The organism is Cognatiluteimonas sedimenti (assembly GCF_022808325.1).
Taxonomy (GTDB): Bacteria; Pseudomonadota; Gammaproteobacteria; order Xanthomonadales; family Xanthomonadaceae; genus Cognatiluteimonas; species Cognatiluteimonas sedimenti.
This window is the reverse complement of sequence record NZ_JALGCL010000002.1, coordinates 46,623-66,860: the sequence shown is the minus strand read 5'-3', so window position 1 is coordinate 66,860 and position 20,238 is coordinate 46,623. Positions and strand designations below refer to the sequence as shown.

Here is a 20,238-nt window from a genome sequence, read left to right as displayed (position 1 = left end):
CCTCATTCCGCGCGCTTGTAGATCAGCGCCGTGATCTGCTCCGAAACCAGCCCGATCAGGAAAATGATCACCGAGGCACTGAACAGCAACATGCTCATGTTGGTCAGGCGATGCTCGGTGGCGAACGTCCACACGTAGTAGCAGAGCCCGGTCATGAAGAACAGGAACGCCGTGGGCGCAAACAGCTTGAGCGGTGAGTACAGGGTCGCGATCTTGAAGATGATCAGCAGGAAGCGGATGCCGTCCTTGAGCGGGCGTATATGGCTGCCGGTGCCGATCCGTTTCGCCACCGGGATCGACACGTACGCCACCGGGTAGGCGCTGCGGAAAAACGCCATGGTGCTGGTGGTGGGGTAGCTGAAGCCGTTGGGCAGCAGGTGCAGGAACTCGCGAAACCGGTCCGCGCGCACCGCGCGGAAACCGGACGTCAGGTCGGCGACCCGGTGCCCGGTCATCCAGCTGGCGAGCCTGTTGTAGAAGGCATTGGCGGCACCACGGCCGACGTTGGCCTGGCCCTGGCCGTTGCGGGCGCCGACGACCATGTCGAAGCCTTGGTCGAGCCTGGCCAGCAGTTGCGGGATCAGGGCCGGGTCGTGCTGGCCGTCGGCGTCCATGAACACGAGGATCCCGCCGCGGGCGGCGCGGGTGCCACGCTTGATGGCGGCGCCGTTGCCCATCGGATACGGCGAACTGATGACGGTGGCGCCGTGCCGGGCGGCGACGGCGGCGGTGTCGTCGGCGGAGCCGTCGTCGACGACGATGATCTCGGCATCCGGCAGGCAGGCACGCAGGGCCGGCAGCGTCTGGCGCAGGCCTTCGGCTTCGTTCTTGGCCGGGAGGATGACGGTGAGTTGCATGCGGGGCCCCTTGTCGTGAAGGGTAGCTTGAAAGGAGGAGTTGGGGGCGGTGCGCGGCGTCGTGGCCTGGAGTTCTTCGACTTCCCGTCCGTGGCGTAGAGCCCGGCCCGCGCTTGTCGCGGCACGCAGGGCGCACGGCGGACTTCCGGGCACGGCGCGTTGTGATGGCCGTCGCACGCCGGGGACGGGGCTGGCGCAGCGTTCGCGCTGGGGCGCGATTGGGGTAAAGTCGGGGTGGGGACTCTGGAGGGCCTGTCATGGCCGATGCCGCAACTGCGAACCTGGCGGGAATCACCGGCATTGCCCGGCGCCTGGTGCTGGACGGGGTCCTGGGCGACGCGGACGCGCGTGCGGCGCTGGAGGCGGCCACCCGGGATAAGCGCCGGGTCGCCGACTACCTGCTGGAGACCAAGCTGATCGCGCCGGCCGACCTGGCCGCGGCCAACTCGATCGAGTTCGGCATGCCGCTGTTCGACGTTTCGTCGATGGATCCCGCGCAGTCGGCGATCAAGCTGGTCAGCGAGGAACTGGTGCGCAAACATAACGCGCTGCCGCTGTTCAAGCGCGGCGGTCGCCTGTACGTCGGCCTGGCCGACCCGACCAACACCCGCGCACTCGACGAACTCAAGTTCCACACCAACCTGACCGTCGAGGCGATCCTGGTCGACGAGGACCGGATCAAACGCACCATCGACCAGTGGCTGGAGACGGCCGATGCCCTGGCCGACGCGGTCGGCGACAGCGAGGGTCTCGAGGACCTCGAGGTCAGCGGGGGCGAGGACGACTTTGCCGCCGAAAGCGGCGTCGACGCCAAGGGCGACGACACCCCGGTGGTCAAGTTCATCAACAAGATATTGCTCGACGGTATCCGCCGCGGCGCTTCGGACGTGCACTTCGAGCCGTACGAGGACAAGTACCGGGTGCGCCTGCGCATCGATGGCCTGCTCAAGCAGGTGGCCAAGGTGCCGGTCAAGCTGGCGCCGCGCATCGCCGCGCGCCTGAAGGTGATGGCGCAGCTGGACATCGCCGAGAAGCGCGTGCCGCAGGACGGCCGCATCAAGCTCAACCTGAGCAAGACCAAGCAGATCGACTTCCGCGTCAGCACCCTGCCGACCCTGTTCGGCGAGAAGATCGTGCTGCGCATCCTCGACGGCGGCGCCGCCAAGCTGGGCATCGACAAGCTGGGCTACGAGGAAGACCAGAAGAAGCTCTTCCTCGACGCGGTGCAGAAGCCCTACGGCATGGTGCTGGTTACCGGCCCGACCGGCTCGGGCAAGACCGTTTCGCTGTACACCGCGCTCAACATCCTCAACGACGACACCCGCAACATCTCCACGGTCGAGGACCCGGTCGAAATCCGCGTACCGGGCATCAACCAGGTGCAGATGAACGTCAAGCGCGGCATGACCTTCGCCGCGGCGCTGCGCAGCTTCCTGCGCCAGGACCCGGACGTGGTGATGGTCGGCGAAATCCGCGACCTGGAAACCGCCGAGATCGCTATCAAGGCCGCGCAGACCGGCCACATGGTGCTGTCCACCCTGCATACCAATGACGCGCCGCAGACCATCTCGCGCCTGATGAACATGGGCGTGGCGCCGTTCAACATCACCTCGTCGGTGACGCTGGTGATCGCGCAGCGCCTGGCACGGCGCCTGCACGACTGCAAGCGCGTGCAGGAGTTGCCCGAGCACGCACTGTTGGCGGAAGGCTTCACCCCGGACGAGGTCCACGCCGGCCTGACCATCTACGAGGCGGTCGGCTGCCCGGACTGCACCGAGGGCTACAAGGGCCGCACCGGCTTGTACCAGGTGATGCCGATGACCGACGAGATCCAGGCGATCGTGCTGGCCGGCGGCAACGTGCAGCAGCTGACCGAAGCGGCGCTGCAATCCGGCGTCCGCGACCTGCGCCAGTCGGCATTGATGAAGGTGAAGAATGGCGTCACCAGCCTCGCCGAGATCAATCGCGTGACGAAGGATTGATGGCCATGCGCCCGCTGCGCCCGCCGCTTTCGTCGCCTCCCCGCTTGCGGGGAGAAGGAAGAACCCCCGCAATCCCGCTCATTGGAATCCCGGAACGGTCGGCAACGGCCGGCCCCTCCCGCTCTTGCATCTGGCACAGGAACTGACCCATGGCCGTGACCCGTACTGCAGCCAAGACCGCTACCCGCCAGCTGGAGCCGCTGAAGGCCTTCGTCTGGGAAGGCACCGACAAGCGCGGCACCAAGATGAAGGGCGAGGCCGCGGCCAAGAGCGAGAATTTCGTCCGCGCCGACCTGCGCCGCCAGGGCATCAACCCGACCATGGTCAAGGCCAAGCCCAAGCCGCTGTTCGGCAGCGCCGGCAAGCGGGTCACGGCCAAGGACATCGCCGTGTTCAGCCGCCAGCTGGCGACGATGATGAAGTCCGGCGTCCCGATCGTGCAGGGCCTGGAGATCATTGCCGGCGGCCAGAAGAACCCCAAGGCCAAGTTGCTGATCGACACCCTGCGCGAGGACATCGCCGGCGGTTCGTCGATGTACGAGGCCATGCTCAAGCACCCGGTGCAGTTCGACGAGCTTTACCGCAACCTGGTCAAGGCCGGCGAGACCGCGGGCGTGCTGGAGACGGTGCTCGACACCATCGCCACTTACAAGGAAAACACCGAGAGCCTGAAGGGCAAGATCAAGAAGGCGCTGTTCTACCCCGCCACCGTCATCGCGGTGGCGATCATCGTCAGCGCAATCCTGCTGGTGTTCGTGGTGCCGCAGTTCCGGCAGGTGTTCCAGAGCTTCGGTGCCGACCTGCCCGCGTTCACCGTGATGATCCTCGCCGCCAGCGATTTCATGATCAAGTGGTGGTGGCTGATATTGCTGATCATTGTCGGCGCGGTCTTTACCTTCCTGTACTTCTACAAGCGCTCCGAACAGCTGCAGCACCTGGTCGACCGGATGATGCTGAAGATCCCGGTGGTCGGGAAGATCCTGCACGACGCCGCGGTCGCGCGCTTCGCGCGTACCCTGGCGACCACCTTCAGGGCCGGCGTCCCCCTGGTCGAGGCGCTGGACATCGTCGCCGGCGCCACCGGCAACAAGGTCTATACCGAGGCCGTGCACCGGATCAAGAACGACGTCGCCGTCGGCTACCAGATGAACATGGCGATGAAGCAGGTCAACCTGTTCCCGCACATGGTGGTGCAGATGACCGCCATCGGCGAAGAGGCCGGCGCGCTGGACGCGATGCTGTTCAAGGTCGCCGAGTTCTACGAGGAAGAGGTCAACAACGCGGTCGATGCGTTGTCGAGCCTGCTGGAGCCGATGATCATGTTGTTCATCGGCGGTATCGTCGGCTGCATGGTGATCGGCATGTACCTGCCGATCTTCAAGCTTGCCGCGGCAATGTGACGCTGCCCTCGCTGCATGTCCTTCCTTGACCGCGCCGCGGCGATCGCTGCCAGCGACGCCGCTCCAACGCGCCGCCGCGCGCTGCGCTACACGCTTCCGAGTTTTCGGCACGGAATCCGATGCCGATGAAATCCCGGGGAGATTGAATGTCTTTTCTGGACCAGAACCCCGGCCTCGGCTTCCCGGTCGCGGCCGGCCTCGGGCTGCTGCTGGGCAGCTTCCTCAACGTCGTGATCCTGCGCCTGCCCAGGCGGCTGGAATGGCAGTGGAAGCGCGACAGCCTGGAAGTGCTGGGCGAGCCGGAGATCTACGATCCGCCACCGCCGGGGATCGTGGTCGAGCGCTCGCACTGCCCGCACTGCAAGGCGCAGCTGTCGTGGTACGAGAACATCCCGGTGCTGAGCTGGGTGGCGCTGCGCGGGCGCTGCCGCCACTGCCATGCGCCGATCTCGATCCAGTACCCGCTGGTTGAACTGCTGACCATGCTGCTGGTGCTGTGCTGCGTGTGGCGCTTCGGTTTCGGCTGGCAGGGCTTCGGCGCGATCGTACTGACCTGTTTCCTGGTCGCGCTGTCGGGCATCGACCTGCGCACGCAGCTGCTGCCCGACCAGCTGACCCTGCCGTTGTTGTGGCTGGGATTGATCGCCAGCATCGATGCGCTGTACCTGCCGAGCAAGCCGGCGGTGGTCGGCGCGGTCATCGGCTACCTGAGCCTGTGGTCGGTGTGGTGGCTGTTCAAGCAGCTCACCGGCAAGGAAGGCATGGGCCACGGCGACTTCAAGCTGCTGGCCGCGCTGGGCGCCTGGGTGGGCCTGCAGGGCATCCTGCCGACGATCCTGCTGTCGTCGCTGGTCGGCGCCATCGTCGGCTCGATCTGGCTGGCGGCCAGGGGCCGCGATCGCGCCACCCCGATCCCGTTCGGCCCCTACCTGGCCGTCGCCGGCTGGATCGTGTTCTTCTGGGGCGACTGGATGGTCGACGCGTATCTGCGGTTTTCCGGGCTGCGGTAACCTCGGCGATCCGCTCCGCGCCGCATGATCCACGCATGAGCCACTACATCATCGGCCTCACCGGCGGCGTCGCCTCGGGCAAGAGCGAGGTGCAGCGCCGGTTCGAGGCGCTCGGGGTCGCGGTGGCCGATGCCGATGCCGCCGCGCGCGCGGCGGTGGAACCCGGGTCCGAAGGGTTGGCGGACGTGGTGGCGGCTTTCGGCGCGGGCGTGCTGGACGCATCCGGGGCGCTGGACCGGGCCGCGATGCGGCGGCGGGTCTTTGCCGACGACGCGGCACGCCGTGCGTTGGAGGCGATCGTGCATCCGCGCGTGCGCGCGACGCTGCACGCGCAATGCGCGGCGGCCGCCGGGCCGTATGCCATCGCCGCGATCCCGCTGCTGGCCGAAGGCGGCGGCCGCGAGGCCTATCCGTGGCTGGCCCGGATACTGGTCGTGGACGTGCCGGAGCAGGTGCAGATGGCGCGCCTGCGGCAACGCGACGGCATCGACCAGCCCCTGGCCGAGCGCATGCTTGCCGCGCAGGCCACGCGCGCGCAGCGGCTGGCGATCGCCGACGACGTGATCGTGAACAACGGCACGCTGGACGCGCTGGACGCGCACGTGGCGGCGCTGGATGCGCTGTACCGGCGGCTGGCGGCTGGCTAGACGGTCCGAAGCGGCTTCATCGATGCGGCGGCGCGGCGGCGCCGGCACGCCGGGATCGCCCGCACGTGTAGGAGCGGCTTCAGCCGCGACAAGCCGGTTGCCCGCGCACCGCCCCGCTTGCCATTCCGTGGCAGCAACTCGAGGTGCGATCCGCCGCACAAGCGCATCACGGCTTACTGCGCTCCTGAGAAGTGGGCTGCACGCAACCAACGCTCGCGGCTGAAGCCCTGCACGTACGCGGGCCACAGCGCGCCGAGGGCGGCGATGCCCTGGGCACTGCGGGGTAAGCGGCGATCCGCCGCACAAGGACGGCTTACGGTGCCCGTGCCAGGAGAGATGCGCGCAACCCACGGTCGCGGCTGAAGCCGCTCCTACGCGTGCGCGGGCCACAGTGCGCGGATGGCGGCGATGCCCTGGGCGCCGTGGGCACGGGCGTCGGCGATGTCGTCGGCCGCCAGGCCGCCGATCGCGTACAGCGGCAGCGATACCTGTTCGCGCAGGGCCGCGAACGCGCGCCAGCCCAGGCCCTTGGCGCGCGGGTGCGTGGGGGTGGGTTTGAGCGGACCGAGCACGGCGAAGTCGCAGCCCAGTCTTTCGGCATGGCGCAGGTCGTCGGCGTCATGGGCCGATGCGGCCACCACCAGGCCCGCAGGCAGCGGGCGTTGCTCAAGCTGTTGCAGTTGCGCGGCGCGCAGGTGGACGCCGACCTCGAGGTCGCGCGCCAGCGCCAGGTCGCCGTTGACCAGGACCTCGGCATCGGCGCTGCGGCAGCACGCGGCCGCCCGTGCCGCCAGCGCGCGCCAGCGCGCAGGCTCGGTGCCCTCGCCCGGGCGCAACTGCACGCGACGCACGCCTTGGGCCAGGGCGACTTCCAGCGCCTGAAGCCAGCGGCCCGCGTCGCTGCCGGGCGCGGGGGTGACCAGGTAGCGGTCCGGCTGCAGCAGTGCCGCAACCACCGGCCGGTCGGCCGGCGGCATCGCGTAGCTGGCCAGCTTGTGCGCCGGCACCCAGGCCAGCGCCTGGCCGTCCAGGCCTTTGGGCGTGCCGCGCCAGGCGTCGATCCGGCGCACGTCCAGGCGCAGGCGCTTGTGCGGGTACTGCTGCGGCACCGCGATCAGCGGCGCGCCGATCTCGATGGTGATGCCGAGTTCCTCGTGCAGCTCGCGCGCGAGCGCGGCTTCCGGGGTTTCGCCGCGCTCGCGCTTGCCGCCGGGGAATTCCCACAGCCCGGCGAGGTCGCGGCCTTCGGTGCGGCGCGCGAGCAGGATGCGGCCGCGGGCGTCGGCGATGGCGCCGGCGACGACATCGACGATGGGCTCAGGCATGTGCGTCGCAGCGCGAATTCGCGTCGTCCTGCCCGCCCCTCATCCGCCTTCGGCACCTTCTCCCCGCAGGCAGGGAGAAGGAACAGCAGGGGCTGCCCGGCATCACCCTCGCCCCGCCTGCGGGGGTGGGGGCGTGCGGCTTGCGAGCCACTGGCTCGCGCACGACCGAACGCCCTTGCGCCATGCGCAAGGGCCGGGGCACGGAGTGCGGGACAACTTCGCGCAGCGAAGCAGGGTGAGGGGTGCGTGGCGCGGCAGGGCGCCGTGGCGATGTCTCAGGCCAGCTGTCCATGGCAGTGCTTGAACTTCTTGCCGCTGCCGCAGGGACAGGGATCGTTGCGGCCGACCTTGGGCATGCCGGACTGCAGCGCCGCGGCCATGGCCTGGGCCTGCTGCGCTTCCTCGTCCGCGCCCAGGCCGCCGGCGTCGGCATGCTGGAACTGCATCTGCCCGGCCTGCGCCTGCGCCTGCATGCGCTCGGCGGCTTCCATCGCGGCCACTTCCTCCTCGCTGCGGATCCGCACCCGCGCCAGCAGCGTGACCACCTCGCGCTTGACCTTCTCCAGCATTTCGCCGAACAGCTCGAAGGCCTCGTGCTTGTACTCCTGCTTGGGCTGCTTCTGCGCGTAGCCGCGCAGGTGGATGCCCTGGCGCAGGTAATCCATCCGCGCCAGGTGCTGCTTCCAGTTGTCGTCGAGCACGCTGAGCATGATGTGCTTCTCGATCATGCGCATGGTTTCGGGGCCGACCTGCGCTTCCTTGTCGGTGAAGATGCGCTCGACTTCCTGCTGCACTTCGGTCGCGATCTTCTCGGCGTCGATCTCGGTGGCCCTGGCGACCATGTCGACCAGCTCCGGGCGCACGCCGAACTCGCTGGCCAGCTCCGATTCCAGGCCCTGCAGGTCCCACTGCTCGTCGATCGAGTTGGGGGGCACGAAGCGCGCCACCGTCGCGGCGACCACGTCGTCGCGGATGCCCAGGATGTTGTCCTGCACGCTGTCGGCTTCCAGCAGCTCGTTGCGCTGCTGGTAGATGACCTTGCGCTGGTCGTTGTTGACGTCGTCGAAGTCCAGCAGGTTCTTGCGGATGTCGAAGTTGTGGGCCTCGACCTTGCGCTGGGCGTTGGCGATCTGCTTGGACACCAGCGGCGATTCGATGATGTCGTCTTCCTTCAGGCCCATCCGCGCCATCACCCGCTGCACCCAGTCCGCGGCGAAGATCCGCATCAGGTTGTCTTCCAGCGACAGGTAGAAGCGCGACGAACCCGGGTCGCCCTGGCGGCCGGAGCGGCCGCGCAGCTGGTTGTCGATGCGGCGCGACTCGTGGCGCTCGGTGCCGACGATGTGCAGGCCGCCGGCGGCCTTGACCGCGTCGTGGCGCTGCTGCCATTCCGCCTTCAGGCGCGCCCTGGTGTCGGCGTCGACCTCGGCGCCGGTTTGCGCTTCGAGCTCGGCGAGCTCGGCTTCCAGCGAACCGCCAAGCACGATATCGGTGCCGCGGCCGGCCATGTTGGTGGCGATGGTGACCGCGCCCGGGCGACCGGCCTGGGCGACGATGGTCGCTTCGCGCTCGTGCTGCTTGGCGTTGAGCACCTCGTGGTGGATGCCGGCCGCGCGCAGCTGCTCGCTGAGCATCTCCGAGACCTCGATCGAGGTGGTGCCGACCAGCACCGGCTGGCCCTTGGCGTGCGCGTCCTTGATCTCTGCGACCACCGCGCGGTATTTGCCGGCGCGGTTGAGGAACACCATGTCCGAATGGTCCTTGCGCACCATCGGCCGGTGGGTCGGGATCACGATCACTTCCAGGCCGTAGATCGACTGGAACTCGTAGGCCTCGGTATCGGCGGTGCCGGTCATGCCCGCGAGCTTGCCGTACATGCGGAACAGGTTCTGGAAGGTGATCGAGGCCAGCGTCTGGTTCTCGCGCTGGACAGTGACGCCTTCCTTGGCCTCGACCGCCTGGTGCAGGCCGTCGGACCAGCGCCGCCCGGCCAGGGTGCGGCCGGTGAACTCGTCGACGATGATGACTTCGCCGTCGCGGACGATGTAGTCGACATCGCGCTGGTAGATGCCGTGCGCGCGCAGGCCGGCGTTGAGGTGGTGGACGACGTGGATGTTGTGCGACGCGTACAGGCTGTCGTCGCCCTCCAGGATCCCGGCCTCGCGCAGCAGCGCCTCGGCGTGTTCCTGGCCGGCCTCGGACAGGTGCACCTGCTTCTGCTTCTCGTCGACCCAGTAGTCGCCCTCGCCTTCCTCTTCCTGCTGCCGGGTGAGGCGCGGGACGATCGCGTTGACCTTGAGGTACAGCTCCGGCGATTCGTCGGCGGGGCCGGAGATGATCAGCGGCGTGCGCGCCTCGTCGATCAGGATCGAATCGACCTCGTCGACGATCGCGTAGTGGAGGCCGCGCTGGAAGCGGTCCTCCTTCGCCAGCGCCATGTTGTCGCGCAGGTAGTCGAAGCCGATCTCGTTGTTGGTGGCGTAGGTGATGTCCGCGGCGTAGGCGGCGTGCTTGTCCGAATGCGGCATGCCCGGGTAGACGACGCCCACCGACAGCCCCAGCCAGGTGTAGAGCCTGCCCATCCAGCCGGCGTCGCGGCGGGCGAGGTAGTCGTTGACGGTGATCAGGTGCACGCCCTTGCCGGCGAGCGCATTGAGGTACACCGGCAGGGTCGCGACCAGGGTCTTGCCCTCGCCGGTGCGCATCTCCGCGATCTTGCCCATGTGCAGGACCATGCCGCCGATCAGCTGCACGTCGTAGTGGCGCATGCCGAGCACGCGCTTGGAGGCTTCGCGGCAGACGGCGAAGGCTTCCGGAAGGATCTTGTCGAGCGACTCGCCGTTGGCGAGGCGCTGCTGGAACTCGGGCGTCTTGGCCTGCAGGTCCGCGTCGGACAGCGCCACCATCTGCGCCTCGAGCGCGTTGATCTTCTTGACGATGCCGCCGAGTTGCTTGAGCAGGCGCTCGTTGCGGCTGCCGAAAACGCTGGTGAGCAGGCGATTGAACATTCTGGATCCGGTAGGAGGAGTCGGTGGCCGGGGAAAGCAGACCAGCGCGGGTGCGCGGAATTCCCCGGCGTTCCCCTGGGGGAACGGCCCGAAAACGAAAAAGGGCGCGGGGCGCCCTTTTCACGGCAAACCGGATTGTAGCGTGGAGGCGCGGGCCGCGGAATCAAGCGGGGCAAGGTTGATCGCTGCCCGCGATGCCGCCGCAACGCGCCGCCGCGCGCGACGACACCCCGCTGCGGCGGCCCTTTCCCGCCATCCGCCCCGGCGTCCGCCGCCCGGGTCGGGAGCGCGTGGGCGCGGCGGCCTCAGCCGCGGCTGGCGACCTGCGCCTGGCCCAGGAACTTGCGCGGATTGACCACGCGGCCGTTGTCCCAGACCTCGAAGTGGACGTGGGCGCCGGTCGAGCGCCCGGTCGAGCCGGCCTTGGCGACCTGCTGGCCGCTGCGCACCAGGTCGCCCACCCGCACCAGCAGCCGCGAGTTGTGGGCGTAGCGGGTGACGTAACCGTTGCCATGGTCGATCTCGACCACGTTACCGTAGCCCGAACGCACCCCGGCGTAGCTGACCACGCCGTCGGCCACCGCCATCACCGGATCGCCGGTGCGGGCGTGGAAGTCCATGCCCTTGTGGTAGCCACGGCCACCGCCGAACGGATCGGCGCGGCCGCCGAAGCCGGAGGTGATGTAGGTGTTGGCGATCGGCATCCGCGACGGGGTCGCGTCCTGGTCCAGCTTGCGGTTGAACAGCAGCGACTCCAGCACCGACAGCTGCGCGCCGGAGGCCTTGAACTGGGTGTCGAGCTGGCCAAGGCCGGCGCGGAGCTCGGCCGCCGGCATGTCGCGCACCGGGCCGGAACCACCGATGCCGACCGGGGCGTCGAAATCGAACTCGCCGTCGCCGAGCTGGCCGACCTGGGTCAGGCGCTCGCCGAGGGCGTTGAGGCGGTTGGCCTCGGCCTGCAGCTCGCCCAGGCGCGCGGCCAGTGCATTGACCTCGCGCTGGGCCTGGTCGCGGGTGCTGTCCAGTTGCAGTTGCTGTTGCACCACGCGCTGCTGCAGCAGCGAGACCTCGGCGAATCCGACCCCGGTGCGGGCGCCGGCGCCGAAGGCGATGCCCGCGGCCAGCAGCACCACGGTCGTCACTGCCGGCTGCCGTGAGGCGCACTGGCCGGCGTGCTCGGCGGCCCGCCCAAGGCGGCCGCGCAGGTTGTCGAGGATGCTGTGTAAAGTCATGCGATGTCTGGTTCCCGATCTGGTTCGTCGAAGCCGCCCGGCCCCAGGGCCCCGGCGCCGCCGCGCAACGCGCTGGATGCGCTGTTCGCGGGCGGTGCCGCCGATCCGTTGCGCCGCGCCTTGTGGCTCGATGCACTGGAACAGCGACTGCGTCCCCACCTGCCGCCTTCACTTGCCGCGCACGCGAGGTTTGCGAACGTGGATGGCGCCAAGCTCGTTTTCGTCGTCGATTCGCCGGTCTGGCACGCGCGCTTGCGGCTCGCGGCCCCCGCACTCCTCGACGCCGCCCGATCCGTCGGGCTGGAATGCGGCGAGGTCGTCGTCAAGACCACGACTGTGCCGCTGTCGCCGGATCCCCCGGCACCGCGCCGTCCCCTGCCGATCCCGGCCGCCGCACGCGAAGCGTTGCAGGCCGCACTGGCACCGAAGGATGTCCCCGACGGGACGAAAAAGAACGACTCCTGAGTGTCCGCTGGCGGGCCGGTTTGACGTTACGGGCCGCAGCGAAGGGGGCATGCTACCGGCCGAAACCGGCAGAAGCGTTAACAAAGCGCTAGAAAACCGGAAAATTCCCGTTAATTTTCCGTTAAACACTCACAACCCACTCACTTGTCTGAGCAGGGTTCAGCGGCATGACGATGGCCCGGGAAGCCCCCGGGCAGTGGCCCGGAGGGCTCAGGCCGGCAGCGGCAGGCCGTAGGCGGCCGGGGCGGCGGCGGCGTCGGGGAAGCTGACTTCTTCCCAGGCCGAGCGCTCGGCCAGCAGCGCGCGCACCAGCTTGTTGTTGAGCGCATGGCCGGACTTGAAGCCCTCGAACGCACCGATGATCGGGCGCCCCGCCAGGTACAGGTCGCCGACCGCGTCGAGGATCTTGTGGCGCACGAACTCGTCGGCGTAGCGCAGGCCGTCGTCGTTGAGCACGCGGAACTCGTCGAGCACGATCGCGTTGTCCATCGAGCCACCGAGGCCGAGATTGCGCTCGCGCATGAATTCCAGGTCGCGCATGAAGCCGAAGGTGCGGGCGCGGCTGACCTCGCGCACGTAGGCTTCGCTGGAGAACTCGACCTGCGCGCGCGACTGCGCGGCGGGGATGGCGGGGTGGTTGAACTCGACGGTGAAGTCGAGCCGGAAGCCGTCGTAGGGGGTGAAGCCGGCGCGCTTGTCGCCGTCGCGCACCTCGATCGGACGCCGGATGCGGATGAAGCGCTTGGCCGCGGCCTGATCGACCAGCCCGGCCGACTGCAGCAGGAACACGAACGGCCCGGCCGAGCCGTCCATGATCGGCACTTCCGCCGCCGACAGATCGACGTAGGCGTTGTCGATGCCGAGGCCGGCGAAGGCCGACATCAGGTGCTCGACCGTCATCACCTTGCCCAGGCCCTGCGACAGGCCGGTGCAGAGCATCGTTTCGGTGACCAGGTCGGCACTGGCGGGGATTTCCACCACCGGGTCCAGGTCCACGCGCCGGAACACGATGCCGGTGTCCACCGCGGCCGGGCGCAGGGTGAGATAGACCTTCTCGCCACTGTGCAGGCCGACGCCGGTGGCGCGGATCACGTTCTTGAGGGTGCGTTGCTGCAGCATGCAGGCTCGGGCTGTCGCGGGCGTGGGTGCGGACGGGGCGTCGCGAAGGACGGCGTCAGGGCCGCGGGAGGGCGCAAAGCCTAGCATGCACCCCGCTGAACATGAACGGAAGCAGCCGCCATGGGCAAGCTGCACCGGTCGGGCCATCCGGGCACCGCTGCGGTGGCGCGGCATCCGCGGACGGTGGCGAAGCGGGCCGGCCGGCCACACGGGCCGACCGACCGAAAGACAGCCCCGCCTGGCCGGCGCAGGCCAGGCGGGTTGGAGCAGGACACGGCTGCCGCCGGGGCGGCGACCGCTCAGTCGGCCTGGCGCCGGAGGAACGCCGGGATGTCCAGGTAGCTGCTGTCGCCGCCGAAATCGGCCACCGCCGGCGCCGGCGCCTCGCTGCCGCTGCTGCGCCCGCGCAGGTTGGCGGCGATGCCCTGGCCGGGATTGAACGGATCGGCGACCGCGTCGATCAGCATGCCGGTGGTGCCGTCGCGCTTGCCCATGCCGTTCTGGGTATTGATCAGCTGGACGTGCGGCTTGCGGTTCGGCTCGGAGCTGAAGTCCGCACGCTCGCCGCGCACCGACTGCCGCGAGACGGCACGGTTGAGGCCGGTGGCGACCACGGTGACGCGGACCTCGTCCTGCATGTCCGGGTCGAGCACGGTGCCGATGACGACCGTCGCGTCCTCGCTGGCGAAACCTTCCACCGTGCGACCGACCTCGTCGAACTCGGCCATGGTGAAGTCCGGGCCGGCGGTGATGTTGACCAGGATGCCGTTGGCGCCGGACAGGTTGACGTCGTCGAGCAGCGGGTTCTGGATCGCGGCCTCGGCCGCGGCAGACGCGCGGTCGTCGCCGCGGGCGTGGCCGGTACCCATCATCGCCAGGCCCATCTCGCTCATCACGGTGCGGACGTCGGCGAAGTCGACGTTGATCAGGCCCGGGCGCACGATCAGGTCGGCGATGCCCTGCACCGCGCCCAGCAGCACGTCGTTGGCCGCGCGGAAGGCCTGGATCATGGTGGCGTTGCGGCCCAGCACGGTGATCAGCTTCTCGTTCGGGATCGTGATCAGCGAGTCGCAGTGCTGGCTCAGTTCGTCGATGCCCTTGAGCGCGACCTGCATGCGCCGGCGGCCCTCGAACGGGAACGGCTTGGTGACGACCGCCACGGTCAGGATGCCCATCTCCTTGGCCAGCTGCGCGACCACCGGCGCCGCGCCGGTGCCGGTGCCGCCGCCCATGCCGGCGGTGATGAACACCATGTCGGCGCCCTGCAGCGCGTCCATGATGCGTTCGCGATCCTCGAGCGCCGCCTGGCGGCCGACTTCCGGGTTCGCGCCGGCGCCCAGGCCCTTGGTGACGTTGCTGCCCAGCTGCAGCTGCAGCTTGGCGCCGCAGTTCTTGATCGCCTGTGCGTCGGTGTTGGCGGTGATGAACTCCACCCCGTCGACGCTGCCGTTGACCATGTGCGCGACCGCGTTGCCGCCGCCGCCGCCCACGCCTACTACCTTGATGACCGCATTCGGGGCCATCTTTTCAACCAGTTCGAAATGCGCCATGTCCGTGTCCTCTGTTCTGTGTTGCTCGTTATGGAATCGGGTCGTGTTGCCAAGTACCGCAATCGCCTTGCCTGCCCTGCCGCCGGCGCGCCGTCGCGCCGGTGTTGTCCCGCGCCGCGGCCTCAGAACTCGCCGCGGTACCAGTCCTTCAATTTGTTGAAGAAGCTGCCCGCGCGCCCGGTCGGGATCACCGGCCGCCGCGGATGCTCGATCTGGCTGCCCATCAGCAGCAGGCCGACGCCGGTGGCGTGGACCGGGTTGTTGACCACTTCGCCCAGGCCGGTCACGTGCTGCGGGATGCCCACGCGCACCGGCATCTGCAGCATTTCCTCGGCCAGTTCCACCACGCCTTCCATCTTCGAGGCGCCGCCGGTGAGCACCATGCCGGCGCGCACCAGTTCCTCGAAGCCGCTGCGGCGCAGTTCGGCCTGCACCATCTCGAAGATTTCCTCGTAGCGCCCCTGCACCGCCTGCGCCAGCGAATGCCGCGGCAGGCGCCGCGGCGGGCGGTCGCCGACGCTGGGCACCTGGATCGACTCCTCCGCCGTCGCCAGCTGCGCCAGCGCGCAGGCGTAGCGGACCTTGATCTGCTCGGCCTCGGGCGTGGGCGTGCGCAGCATGTGCGCGATGTCGTTGGTGACGTGGTCGCCTGCGATCGGCAACGACGCGGTATGGCTGATCGCGCCCAGCACGAATACCGCCAGGTCCGTGGTGCCGGCGCCGATGTCGACCAGCACCACGCCGAGCTCGCGCTCGTCGCTGGTCAGCACCGCGGTGGCCGAGGCCAGCGACGACAGGATCAGGTCGTCGACCTGCAGGCCGCAGCGCTGCACGCACTTGCTGATGTTGGCGGCGGCCGACTGCGCGCACACCACCAGGTGCGCGTGCACTTCCAGGCGCACGCCGGTCATGCCGACCGGGTTGCGGATGCCTTCCTGGGAATCGTCCAGCACGTACTCGCGCGGGATCGCGTGCAGGATCTTCTGGTCGGCCGGGATCGCCACTGCCTTGGCCGCCTCGAGCACGCGGTCGAGGTCGCCCCAGGTCACCTCGCCGTCGCGGATCGGGACGATCCCGGGCGAGTTGCGGCACTGCACGTGGTTGCCGGAGATCGACGCGTACACGCTGCGGATCTCGCAGCCGGCCATCAGCTCGGCCTCCTCGACCGCGCGCTGGATCGACTGCACCGTGGATTCGATGTCCACCACCACGCCGCGCTTGAGCCCGCGCGACTCGTGCGAGCCGATGCCGATCACCTCGATCGGGTTGCCGGGCGAATACTCGCCCACCAGCGCCACCACCTTGGAGGTGCCGATGTCGAGCCCGACGATCAGTGCCTTGTCGCCTTTGCGGTTCATGTACTTCCTTCCGTGCTGCGCCCGCCGGCGGTGGCGGGTGGGGGAGTGGTCGCGCTGTGTTGGGGCGCCGTCGCCCCAGCCCAGGTCAGGGCGAAGCCGTTGGTGTAGCGCAGGTCCGCGCGCGCCAGCGGCAGCTGCTTCTGCGACAGCAGCTGCGGCAGCAGCCGTGCGAAGCGCCCGAGGCGCAGGCGTGCCTCGCTGCTGCCGACGACCACGTCGGTGCCGCCGGAAAGCACCAGCGTCCAGCTGCCGCGGCGGTCCAGCGCCACGCCGCGCACGCCGATCCCGCTGGGCGCGAACAGCGCGCGCGATTCGTTGTAGAGCGCGACCACGGCGGCGACCCGCGTATCCGGGCCATCCAGCCGCGGCAGGCCCTTGGGGACCGCGATCCCGGCCGCCGGGAACAACTGCCCTTCCTCCGACAGCAGGCGGTCCCGGCCCCATTGCGCGAACGGCTTGTGCTCGACGATCCGCACTTCCAGCACGTCCGGCCAGCGCTTGCGCACTTCGGCGTGCTCGACCCACGGCAGCCTCGCCACCGCTGCGCGCGCGTCCTCGAGCCGTACCGCGAAGAAACCGCGATGCGCGTACGGCAGCAGCGTCTTCTGCAGGGTGGCGCCATCCACGCGCTGCAGTTCGCCCTGCACCCGCAGCGTGCGCAGCGGCCAGCGCTCGGCGCCGATCCAGCCGTTGACGACCGCCACCACCGGCAGCGCTACCAGCACCACGGCCAGCGTCCAGGCGAGGATGCGCAGGATCGCGTTCATGCGGGCGCGACCTCCGTCGCCGGCAGGCTGGTTTCGAGGATCCGCCAGCACAACTCCTCGAAGGCAATGCCGAACGCCGCCGCCGACTTGGGCATCAGCGAATGGCTGGTCATGCCCGGCGCGGTGTTGGCCTCCAGCAGCCAGTTGCGGCCGTCGCGGTCGCGCATGAAGTCGATCCGCGCCCATCCATGCAGCCCGAGCGCGGCGAACGCGCGCTCGGCCATCGCCCGCGCCTGCGCTTCGCCGGCTTCGTCGAGCCCCGGGCAGATGTATTGCGTGTCCTCGGCGACGTACTTCGCGTTGTAGTCGTACCAGCCACCTCTGGGCACGATGTGGATGCTGGCCAACGCGCGGCCGTCGAGCACGCCGATGGTGTACTCGCCGGCGGCGCCGCGGTCGGATTCGATCAGCTGCTCGACCAGCAACTCGCCGGGATAGCGCGCGGCCAGCTCGACCGCGGCGTCGAGGTCGGCATCCCCGTGGACGCGGCTGACGCCGACGCTGGAGCCCTCGCACGCCGGCTTGACGATCAGCGGCAGGCCCAGTTCGCGCGCGGCGGCATGCACGTCCGCGCCCCGCTCGAGCCGCACGTAGCGCGGCGTCGGCAAGCCGAGCGCCAGCCACACCTGCTTGCTGCGGATCTTGTCCATCGACAGCGCGCTGCCCAGCACGCCCGAGCCGGTGTACGGCATGCCGAGCGCTTCCAGCAGCCCCTGCAGCACGCCGTCCTCGCCACCGCCCTTGTTGCCGTGGAGGATGTTGAACACGCGGTCGAAGTGCCCGGACTGCAGTTCGCGCACCAGGTTGGGAATGCCGTCGACAGCGTCGGCCTTGATCCCGCGCGCACGCAGCGCCGCCAGCACGTTGCGGCCGGAATCCAGCGACACGTCACGCTCGGAACTGGTGCCGCCCATCAGCACGGCGACGTGCCCGAACAGCGCCGGATCGGTGATGCGCGGCGGCGAAAGCATCGCGGTCATGCCTGCGCGCCCTCGCCCGCGCCGAACCCGTTCGCCGCCAGCTGCTGCGCGGCCTGGCCGATGTCGCCGGCGCCCATCAGCAGCAGCAGGTCGCCGTCATGCAGGATGTCGGGCAACACCGTGGCCAGCTCGCCGGCGCTGCCGACGACCACCGGATCGATACGGCCGCGGGCGCGGATCGCGCGTGCCAGCGCCTTGGCGTCGGCGCCGGCGATCGGCTGTTCGCCGGCCGGGTAGACCTCGGTCAGCACCAGCGCATCGACGCCGGAGAGCACCGCCGCGAACTCGTCGAACAGGTCCCGCGTGCGGCTGTAGCGGTGCGGCTGGAACGCGACCACCAGGCGCTGGTCCGGCCAGCCGCCACGCGCGGCGGCGAACACCGCTTCCAGTTCCTTGGGATGGTGGCCGTAGTCGTCGACCAGCTGGACCGTCGCGCCCCTGGCGGTGGTGAGCCTGGCCAGCAGGTTGAAGCGGCGGCCGATGCCGGCGAATTTCTGCAGCGCCCGCGCAATGGCATCGGCGGCGATCCCCAGTTGCCAGCCGACCGCGGCCGCGGCCAGCGCGTTGAGCACGTTGTGGCGGCCGGGCAGCGCCAGTTCGACCGGCGTGCGCGCGCCATCGGGCAGGCACAGCACGAAGCGCATGCAGGCGCCGTCCTGGCGGACGTCCTCGGCACGCACGTCGGCCTCGTCGGCGAAGCCGTAGGTCATCACGTGGCGCGGCGTGCCGGCGGCGAGCGTGGCGACCTCCGGGTCGTCGATGCACAGCACCGCCAGGCCATAGAACGGCAGCCGGTGCAGGAACTCGGCGAACGCGGCCTGCACGTTGGCGAAGTCGCCGCCGTAGTTCTCCAGATGGTCGGCGTCGATGTTGGTGACGATGGCGACCAGCGGGTTGAGGCGCAGGAAGCTGCCGTCGCTTTCGTCGGCCTCGGCCACCAGCCAGTCGCCGCCGCCGAGGCGCGCATTGGCGCCGGCCGCCAGCAGCTTGCCGCCGATGACGAACGTGGGGTCGAGCCCGCCCTCGCCGAGCACGCTGGCCAGCAACGAGGTGGTGGTGGTCTTGCCGTGGGTGCCGGCGACCGCGATGCCGCGGCGGAAGCGCATCAGCTCGGCCAGCATTTCCGCGCGCGGCACCACCGGGATGCGGCGCGCGCGCGCCTCGGCCAGTTCGGGGTTGTCGGCCTGGATCGCGCTGGAGGCGACCACGCAGTCGGCGCCGTGCACGTGGCTGGCGGCATGGCCGCGGTGGATGGTCGCGCCCAGCGAGGCCAGCCGCCGGGTCACCGCGTTGTCGGCATTGTCCGAGCCCGACACGGTGCAGCCCAGCGTGCACAGGACTTCGGCGATGCCGCTCATGCCGACGCCGCCGATGCCGACGAAGTGGACGCGCGTGGCGGCGCCATCGAGCCGGGTACGGGCGATGTCGCGGCTGCCGAGCAGGCGGCGGACGGCGCTCATGCGGCTTCCTTCCATGCGCTGGCGGCGAGCACCGCGTCGGCGACGCGCTCGGCGGCATCCGGGCGGGACAGCGCGCGCGCGGCTTCGGCCATCGCCAGGCGCCGCACCGGGTCCGGCGCAAGCGCGGCCAGGGCGGCGCGCAGTTCCTCTGCCAGGCGTTCGCCCTGCGGCAGCAGCAGCGCCGCGCCGCGCTCGACCAGGTATTCGGCGTTCTTCGTCTGGTGGTCGTCGACCGCCTGCGGGAACGGCACCAGCACGCTGCCAATGCCGGCGGCGCACAGTTCGGCCAGGGTCAGCGCGCCCGCGCGGCACACCACCAGGTCGGCGTCGGCATAGGCCGCGGCCATGTCGGCGATGAAGGGCTCCACGCTGGCGGCGACGCCGGCCTGTGCGTAGGCGCGCTCGGCGTCCTCGCGCAGCTTCTCGCCGCACTGGTGGCGGACCTGCACGCTGCCGCTGAGCGTGGCCAGCGCGCGCGGCAGCGCTTCGTTGAGCGCGCGCGCGCCTTGGCTGCCGCCCAGCACCAGCAGGCGCAATGCGCCGCTGCGGGTGGCGAAGCGTTGCGCTGGCGGCGGCAGCGCCGCGATCGCGCCGCGCACCGGATTGCCGACCACGTCCTCGGCGATGCCCTTGAAGGTCTGCGGGAAGCCGGTCAGCACCCGGCGCGCGAATCGCGCAAGCACGCGGTTGGTCATCCCCGGCGCGCGATTCTGCTCGTGCACGACCAGCGGGACGCCGCGCAGCTTCGCGGCGATGCCGCCGGGCCCCGCGGCGTAGCCGCCGAAGCTGACGACCGCCACCGGCAGCCGCGCGCGCATGACCCGGGACGCCGCGCGGATCGCCTGCAGCACGCGCCACGGCGCACCCAGCAGTGCCGCCACGCCCTTGCCGCGCAGGCCCTTGACCGCGATCGTGTCGATCGCGATCCCGTGCTGCGGCACCAGCCGCGTTTCCATGCCGCCATCGGCGCCCAGCCACGACACCTGCACGCCGCGCGCGCGCAGTGCCGCGGCCACCGCCAGCCCGGGGAAGATGTGGCCGCCGGTGCCGCCGGCCAGAATCATCACCGGCCTGTCAT

The 20,238-nt window shown here is 69.9% G+C and carries 16 protein-coding genes; 5 read left to right on the top strand and 11 right to left on the bottom strand.

The features are described from left to right. Positions 1-2 precede the first annotated feature (2 nt). Entirely contained in the window at positions 3-857 is an 855-nt protein-coding gene (locus tag MQC88_RS07005) for a glycosyltransferase family 2 protein (protein ID WP_243320480.1), read from the bottom strand. Between the two features lie 257 nt (positions 858-1,114). On the opposite strand from MQC88_RS07005, the gene pilB reads away from it, so the two are divergent. From pilB to coaE, 4 genes are all read left to right on the top strand, one after another. Then, positions 1,115-2,839 carry a type IV-A pilus assembly ATPase PilB gene (gene pilB / locus MQC88_RS07000; protein WP_243320478.1) on the top strand — a complete coding sequence of 575 codons (1,725 nt, stop codon included), beginning with the start codon at positions 1,115-1,117 and terminating at the stop codon, positions 2,837-2,839. A 149-nt stretch (positions 2,840-2,988) separates the two neighbouring features. Beyond that, the gene (locus MQC88_RS06995) at positions 2,989-4,239 is read left to right on the top strand and encodes a type II secretion system F family protein (RefSeq protein WP_243320476.1); all 1,251 of its coding nucleotides are present in this window, start codon (positions 2,989-2,991) and stop codon (positions 4,237-4,239) included. 146 nt (positions 4,240-4,385) lie between these two features. Continuing rightward, positions 4,386-5,249, top strand: coding sequence for a prepilin peptidase (locus MQC88_RS06990; RefSeq protein ID WP_243320473.1), 864 nt, complete (start codon positions 4,386-4,388; stop codon positions 5,247-5,249). A gap of 35 nt (positions 5,250-5,284) precedes the next feature. Further along, positions 5,285-5,896, top strand: coding sequence for a dephospho-CoA kinase (gene coaE, locus MQC88_RS06985; protein ID WP_243320471.1), 612 nt, complete (start codon positions 5,285-5,287; stop codon positions 5,894-5,896). Positions 5,897-6,267: 371 nt separating this feature from the next. Here the strand turns inward: coaE and MQC88_RS06980 are convergent, their stop codons facing one another. The 3 genes from MQC88_RS06980 to MQC88_RS06970 form a co-directional block, all read right to left on the bottom strand. Beyond that, positions 6,268-7,221: a Nudix family hydrolase gene (locus MQC88_RS06980; protein ID WP_243320470.1), complete on the bottom strand. Its 954-nt coding sequence runs from the start codon at positions 7,219-7,221 to the stop codon at positions 6,268-6,270. Positions 7,222-7,496: 275 nt separating this feature from the next. Further along, positions 7,497-10,229, bottom strand: a complete 2,733-nt coding sequence (gene secA / locus MQC88_RS06975) for a preprotein translocase subunit SecA (protein WP_243320468.1) — start codon at positions 10,227-10,229, stop codon at positions 7,497-7,499. A 305-nt stretch (positions 10,230-10,534) separates the two neighbouring features. Beyond that, positions 10,535-11,461: a M23 family metallopeptidase gene (locus MQC88_RS06970; protein WP_243320466.1), complete on the bottom strand. Its 927-nt coding sequence runs from the start codon at positions 11,459-11,461 to the stop codon at positions 10,535-10,537. 3 nt (positions 11,462-11,464) lie between these two features. Between MQC88_RS06970 and MQC88_RS06965 the strand changes: the two genes are divergently transcribed. Next, complete coding sequence (locus tag MQC88_RS06965; protein ID WP_243320465.1) at positions 11,465-11,926, top strand: DciA family protein; 462 nt, start codon at positions 11,465-11,467, stop codon at positions 11,924-11,926. 210 nt (positions 11,927-12,136) lie between these two features. On the opposite strand, the gene lpxC is transcribed toward MQC88_RS06965, so the two are convergent. The 7 genes from lpxC to murG all read right to left on the bottom strand — a co-directional run bounded on the left by lpxC (position 12,137) and on the right by murG (position 20,224). Next, on the bottom strand, positions 12,137-13,045 hold the full coding sequence (lpxC, locus tag MQC88_RS06960; RefSeq protein ID WP_243320463.1) for a UDP-3-O-acyl-N-acetylglucosamine deacetylase: 909 nt from the start codon (positions 13,043-13,045) through the stop codon (positions 12,137-12,139). Positions 13,046-13,344: 299 nt separating this feature from the next. Further along, the gene (ftsZ, locus tag MQC88_RS06955) at positions 13,345-14,595 is read right to left on the bottom strand and encodes a cell division protein FtsZ (RefSeq protein ID WP_243320462.1); all 1,251 of its coding nucleotides are present in this window, start codon (positions 14,593-14,595) and stop codon (positions 13,345-13,347) included. Positions 14,596-14,717: 122 nt separating this feature from the next. Beyond that, the gene (ftsA, locus tag MQC88_RS06950; RefSeq protein WP_243320460.1) at positions 14,718-15,953 is read right to left on the bottom strand and encodes a cell division protein FtsA; all 1,236 of its coding nucleotides are present in this window, start codon (positions 15,951-15,953) and stop codon (positions 14,718-14,720) included. Beyond that, positions 15,950-16,720 carry a cell division protein FtsQ/DivIB gene (locus MQC88_RS06945; RefSeq protein WP_315857082.1) on the bottom strand — a complete coding sequence of 257 codons (771 nt, stop codon included), beginning with the start codon at positions 16,718-16,720 and terminating at the stop codon, positions 15,950-15,952. Before MQC88_RS06945 ends, ftsA begins: the two co-directional genes overlap by 4 nt. Further along, positions 16,717-17,700 (bottom strand): D-alanine--D-alanine ligase, encoded by a 984-nt coding sequence (locus MQC88_RS06940; protein WP_315857081.1) that lies wholly within the window; start codon positions 17,698-17,700, stop codon positions 16,717-16,719. The genes MQC88_RS06945 and MQC88_RS06940 overlap by 4 nt, the downstream gene beginning before the upstream one ends. Continuing rightward, positions 17,697-19,160, bottom strand: coding sequence for a UDP-N-acetylmuramate--L-alanine ligase (gene murC / locus MQC88_RS06935; RefSeq protein ID WP_243320458.1), 1,464 nt, complete (start codon positions 19,158-19,160; stop codon positions 17,697-17,699). Before murC ends, MQC88_RS06940 begins: the two co-directional genes overlap by 4 nt. Then, positions 19,157-20,224, bottom strand: a complete 1,068-nt coding sequence (murG, locus tag MQC88_RS06930; protein WP_315857092.1) for an undecaprenyldiphospho-muramoylpentapeptide beta-N-acetylglucosaminyltransferase — start codon at positions 20,222-20,224, stop codon at positions 19,157-19,159. The genes murC and murG overlap by 4 nt, the downstream gene beginning before the upstream one ends. Positions 20,225-20,238 lie beyond the last annotated feature (14 nt).

What these genes read in the sequence shown, in the direction of transcription:
- MQC88_RS06990 (WP_243320473.1), top strand. Translation starts at nt 4,386, where the DNA reads ATGTCTTTTCTGGACCAGAACCCCGGCCTCGGCTTCCCGGTCGCGGCC.
- murG (WP_315857092.1), bottom strand. Translation starts at nt 20,224, where the DNA reads ATGATTCTGGCCGGCGGCACCGGCGGCCACATCTTCCCCGGGCTGGCG.
- MQC88_RS06965 (WP_243320465.1), top strand. Translation starts at nt 11,465, where the DNA reads ATGTCTGGTTCCCGATCTGGTTCGTCGAAGCCGCCCGGCCCCAGGGCC.
- coaE (WP_243320471.1), top strand. Translation starts at nt 5,285, where the DNA reads ATGAGCCACTACATCATCGGCCTCACCGGCGGCGTCGCCTCGGGCAAG.
- MQC88_RS06945 (WP_315857082.1), bottom strand. Translation starts at nt 16,720, where the DNA reads ATGAACGCGATCCTGCGCATCCTCGCCTGGACGCTGGCCGTGGTGCTG.
- MQC88_RS06940 (WP_315857081.1), bottom strand. Translation starts at nt 17,700, where the DNA reads ATGACCGCGATGCTTTCGCCGCCGCGCATCACCGATCCGGCGCTGTTC.
- secA (WP_243320468.1), bottom strand. Translation starts at nt 10,229, where the DNA reads ATGTTCAATCGCCTGCTCACCAGCGTTTTCGGCAGCCGCAACGAGCGC.
- MQC88_RS06995 (WP_243320476.1), top strand. Translation starts at nt 2,989, where the DNA reads ATGGCCGTGACCCGTACTGCAGCCAAGACCGCTACCCGCCAGCTGGAG.
- MQC88_RS07005 (WP_243320480.1), bottom strand. Translation starts at nt 857, where the DNA reads ATGCAACTCACCGTCATCCTCCCGGCCAAGAACGAAGCCGAAGGCCTG.
- murC (WP_243320458.1), bottom strand. Translation starts at nt 19,160, where the DNA reads ATGAGCGCCGTCCGCCGCCTGCTCGGCAGCCGCGACATCGCCCGTACC.
- lpxC (WP_243320463.1), bottom strand. Translation starts at nt 13,045, where the DNA reads ATGCTGCAGCAACGCACCCTCAAGAACGTGATCCGCGCCACCGGCGTC.
- ftsA (WP_243320460.1), bottom strand. Translation starts at nt 15,953, where the DNA reads ATGAACCGCAAAGGCGACAAGGCACTGATCGTCGGGCTCGACATCGGC.
- MQC88_RS06980 (WP_243320470.1), bottom strand. Translation starts at nt 7,221, where the DNA reads ATGCCTGAGCCCATCGTCGATGTCGTCGCCGGCGCCATCGCCGACGCC.
- MQC88_RS06970 (WP_243320466.1), bottom strand. Translation starts at nt 11,461, where the DNA reads ATGACTTTACACAGCATCCTCGACAACCTGCGCGGCCGCCTTGGGCGG.
- ftsZ (WP_243320462.1), bottom strand. Translation starts at nt 14,595, where the DNA reads ATGGCGCATTTCGAACTGGTTGAAAAGATGGCCCCGAATGCGGTCATC.
- pilB (WP_243320478.1), top strand. Translation starts at nt 1,115, where the DNA reads ATGGCCGATGCCGCAACTGCGAACCTGGCGGGAATCACCGGCATTGCC.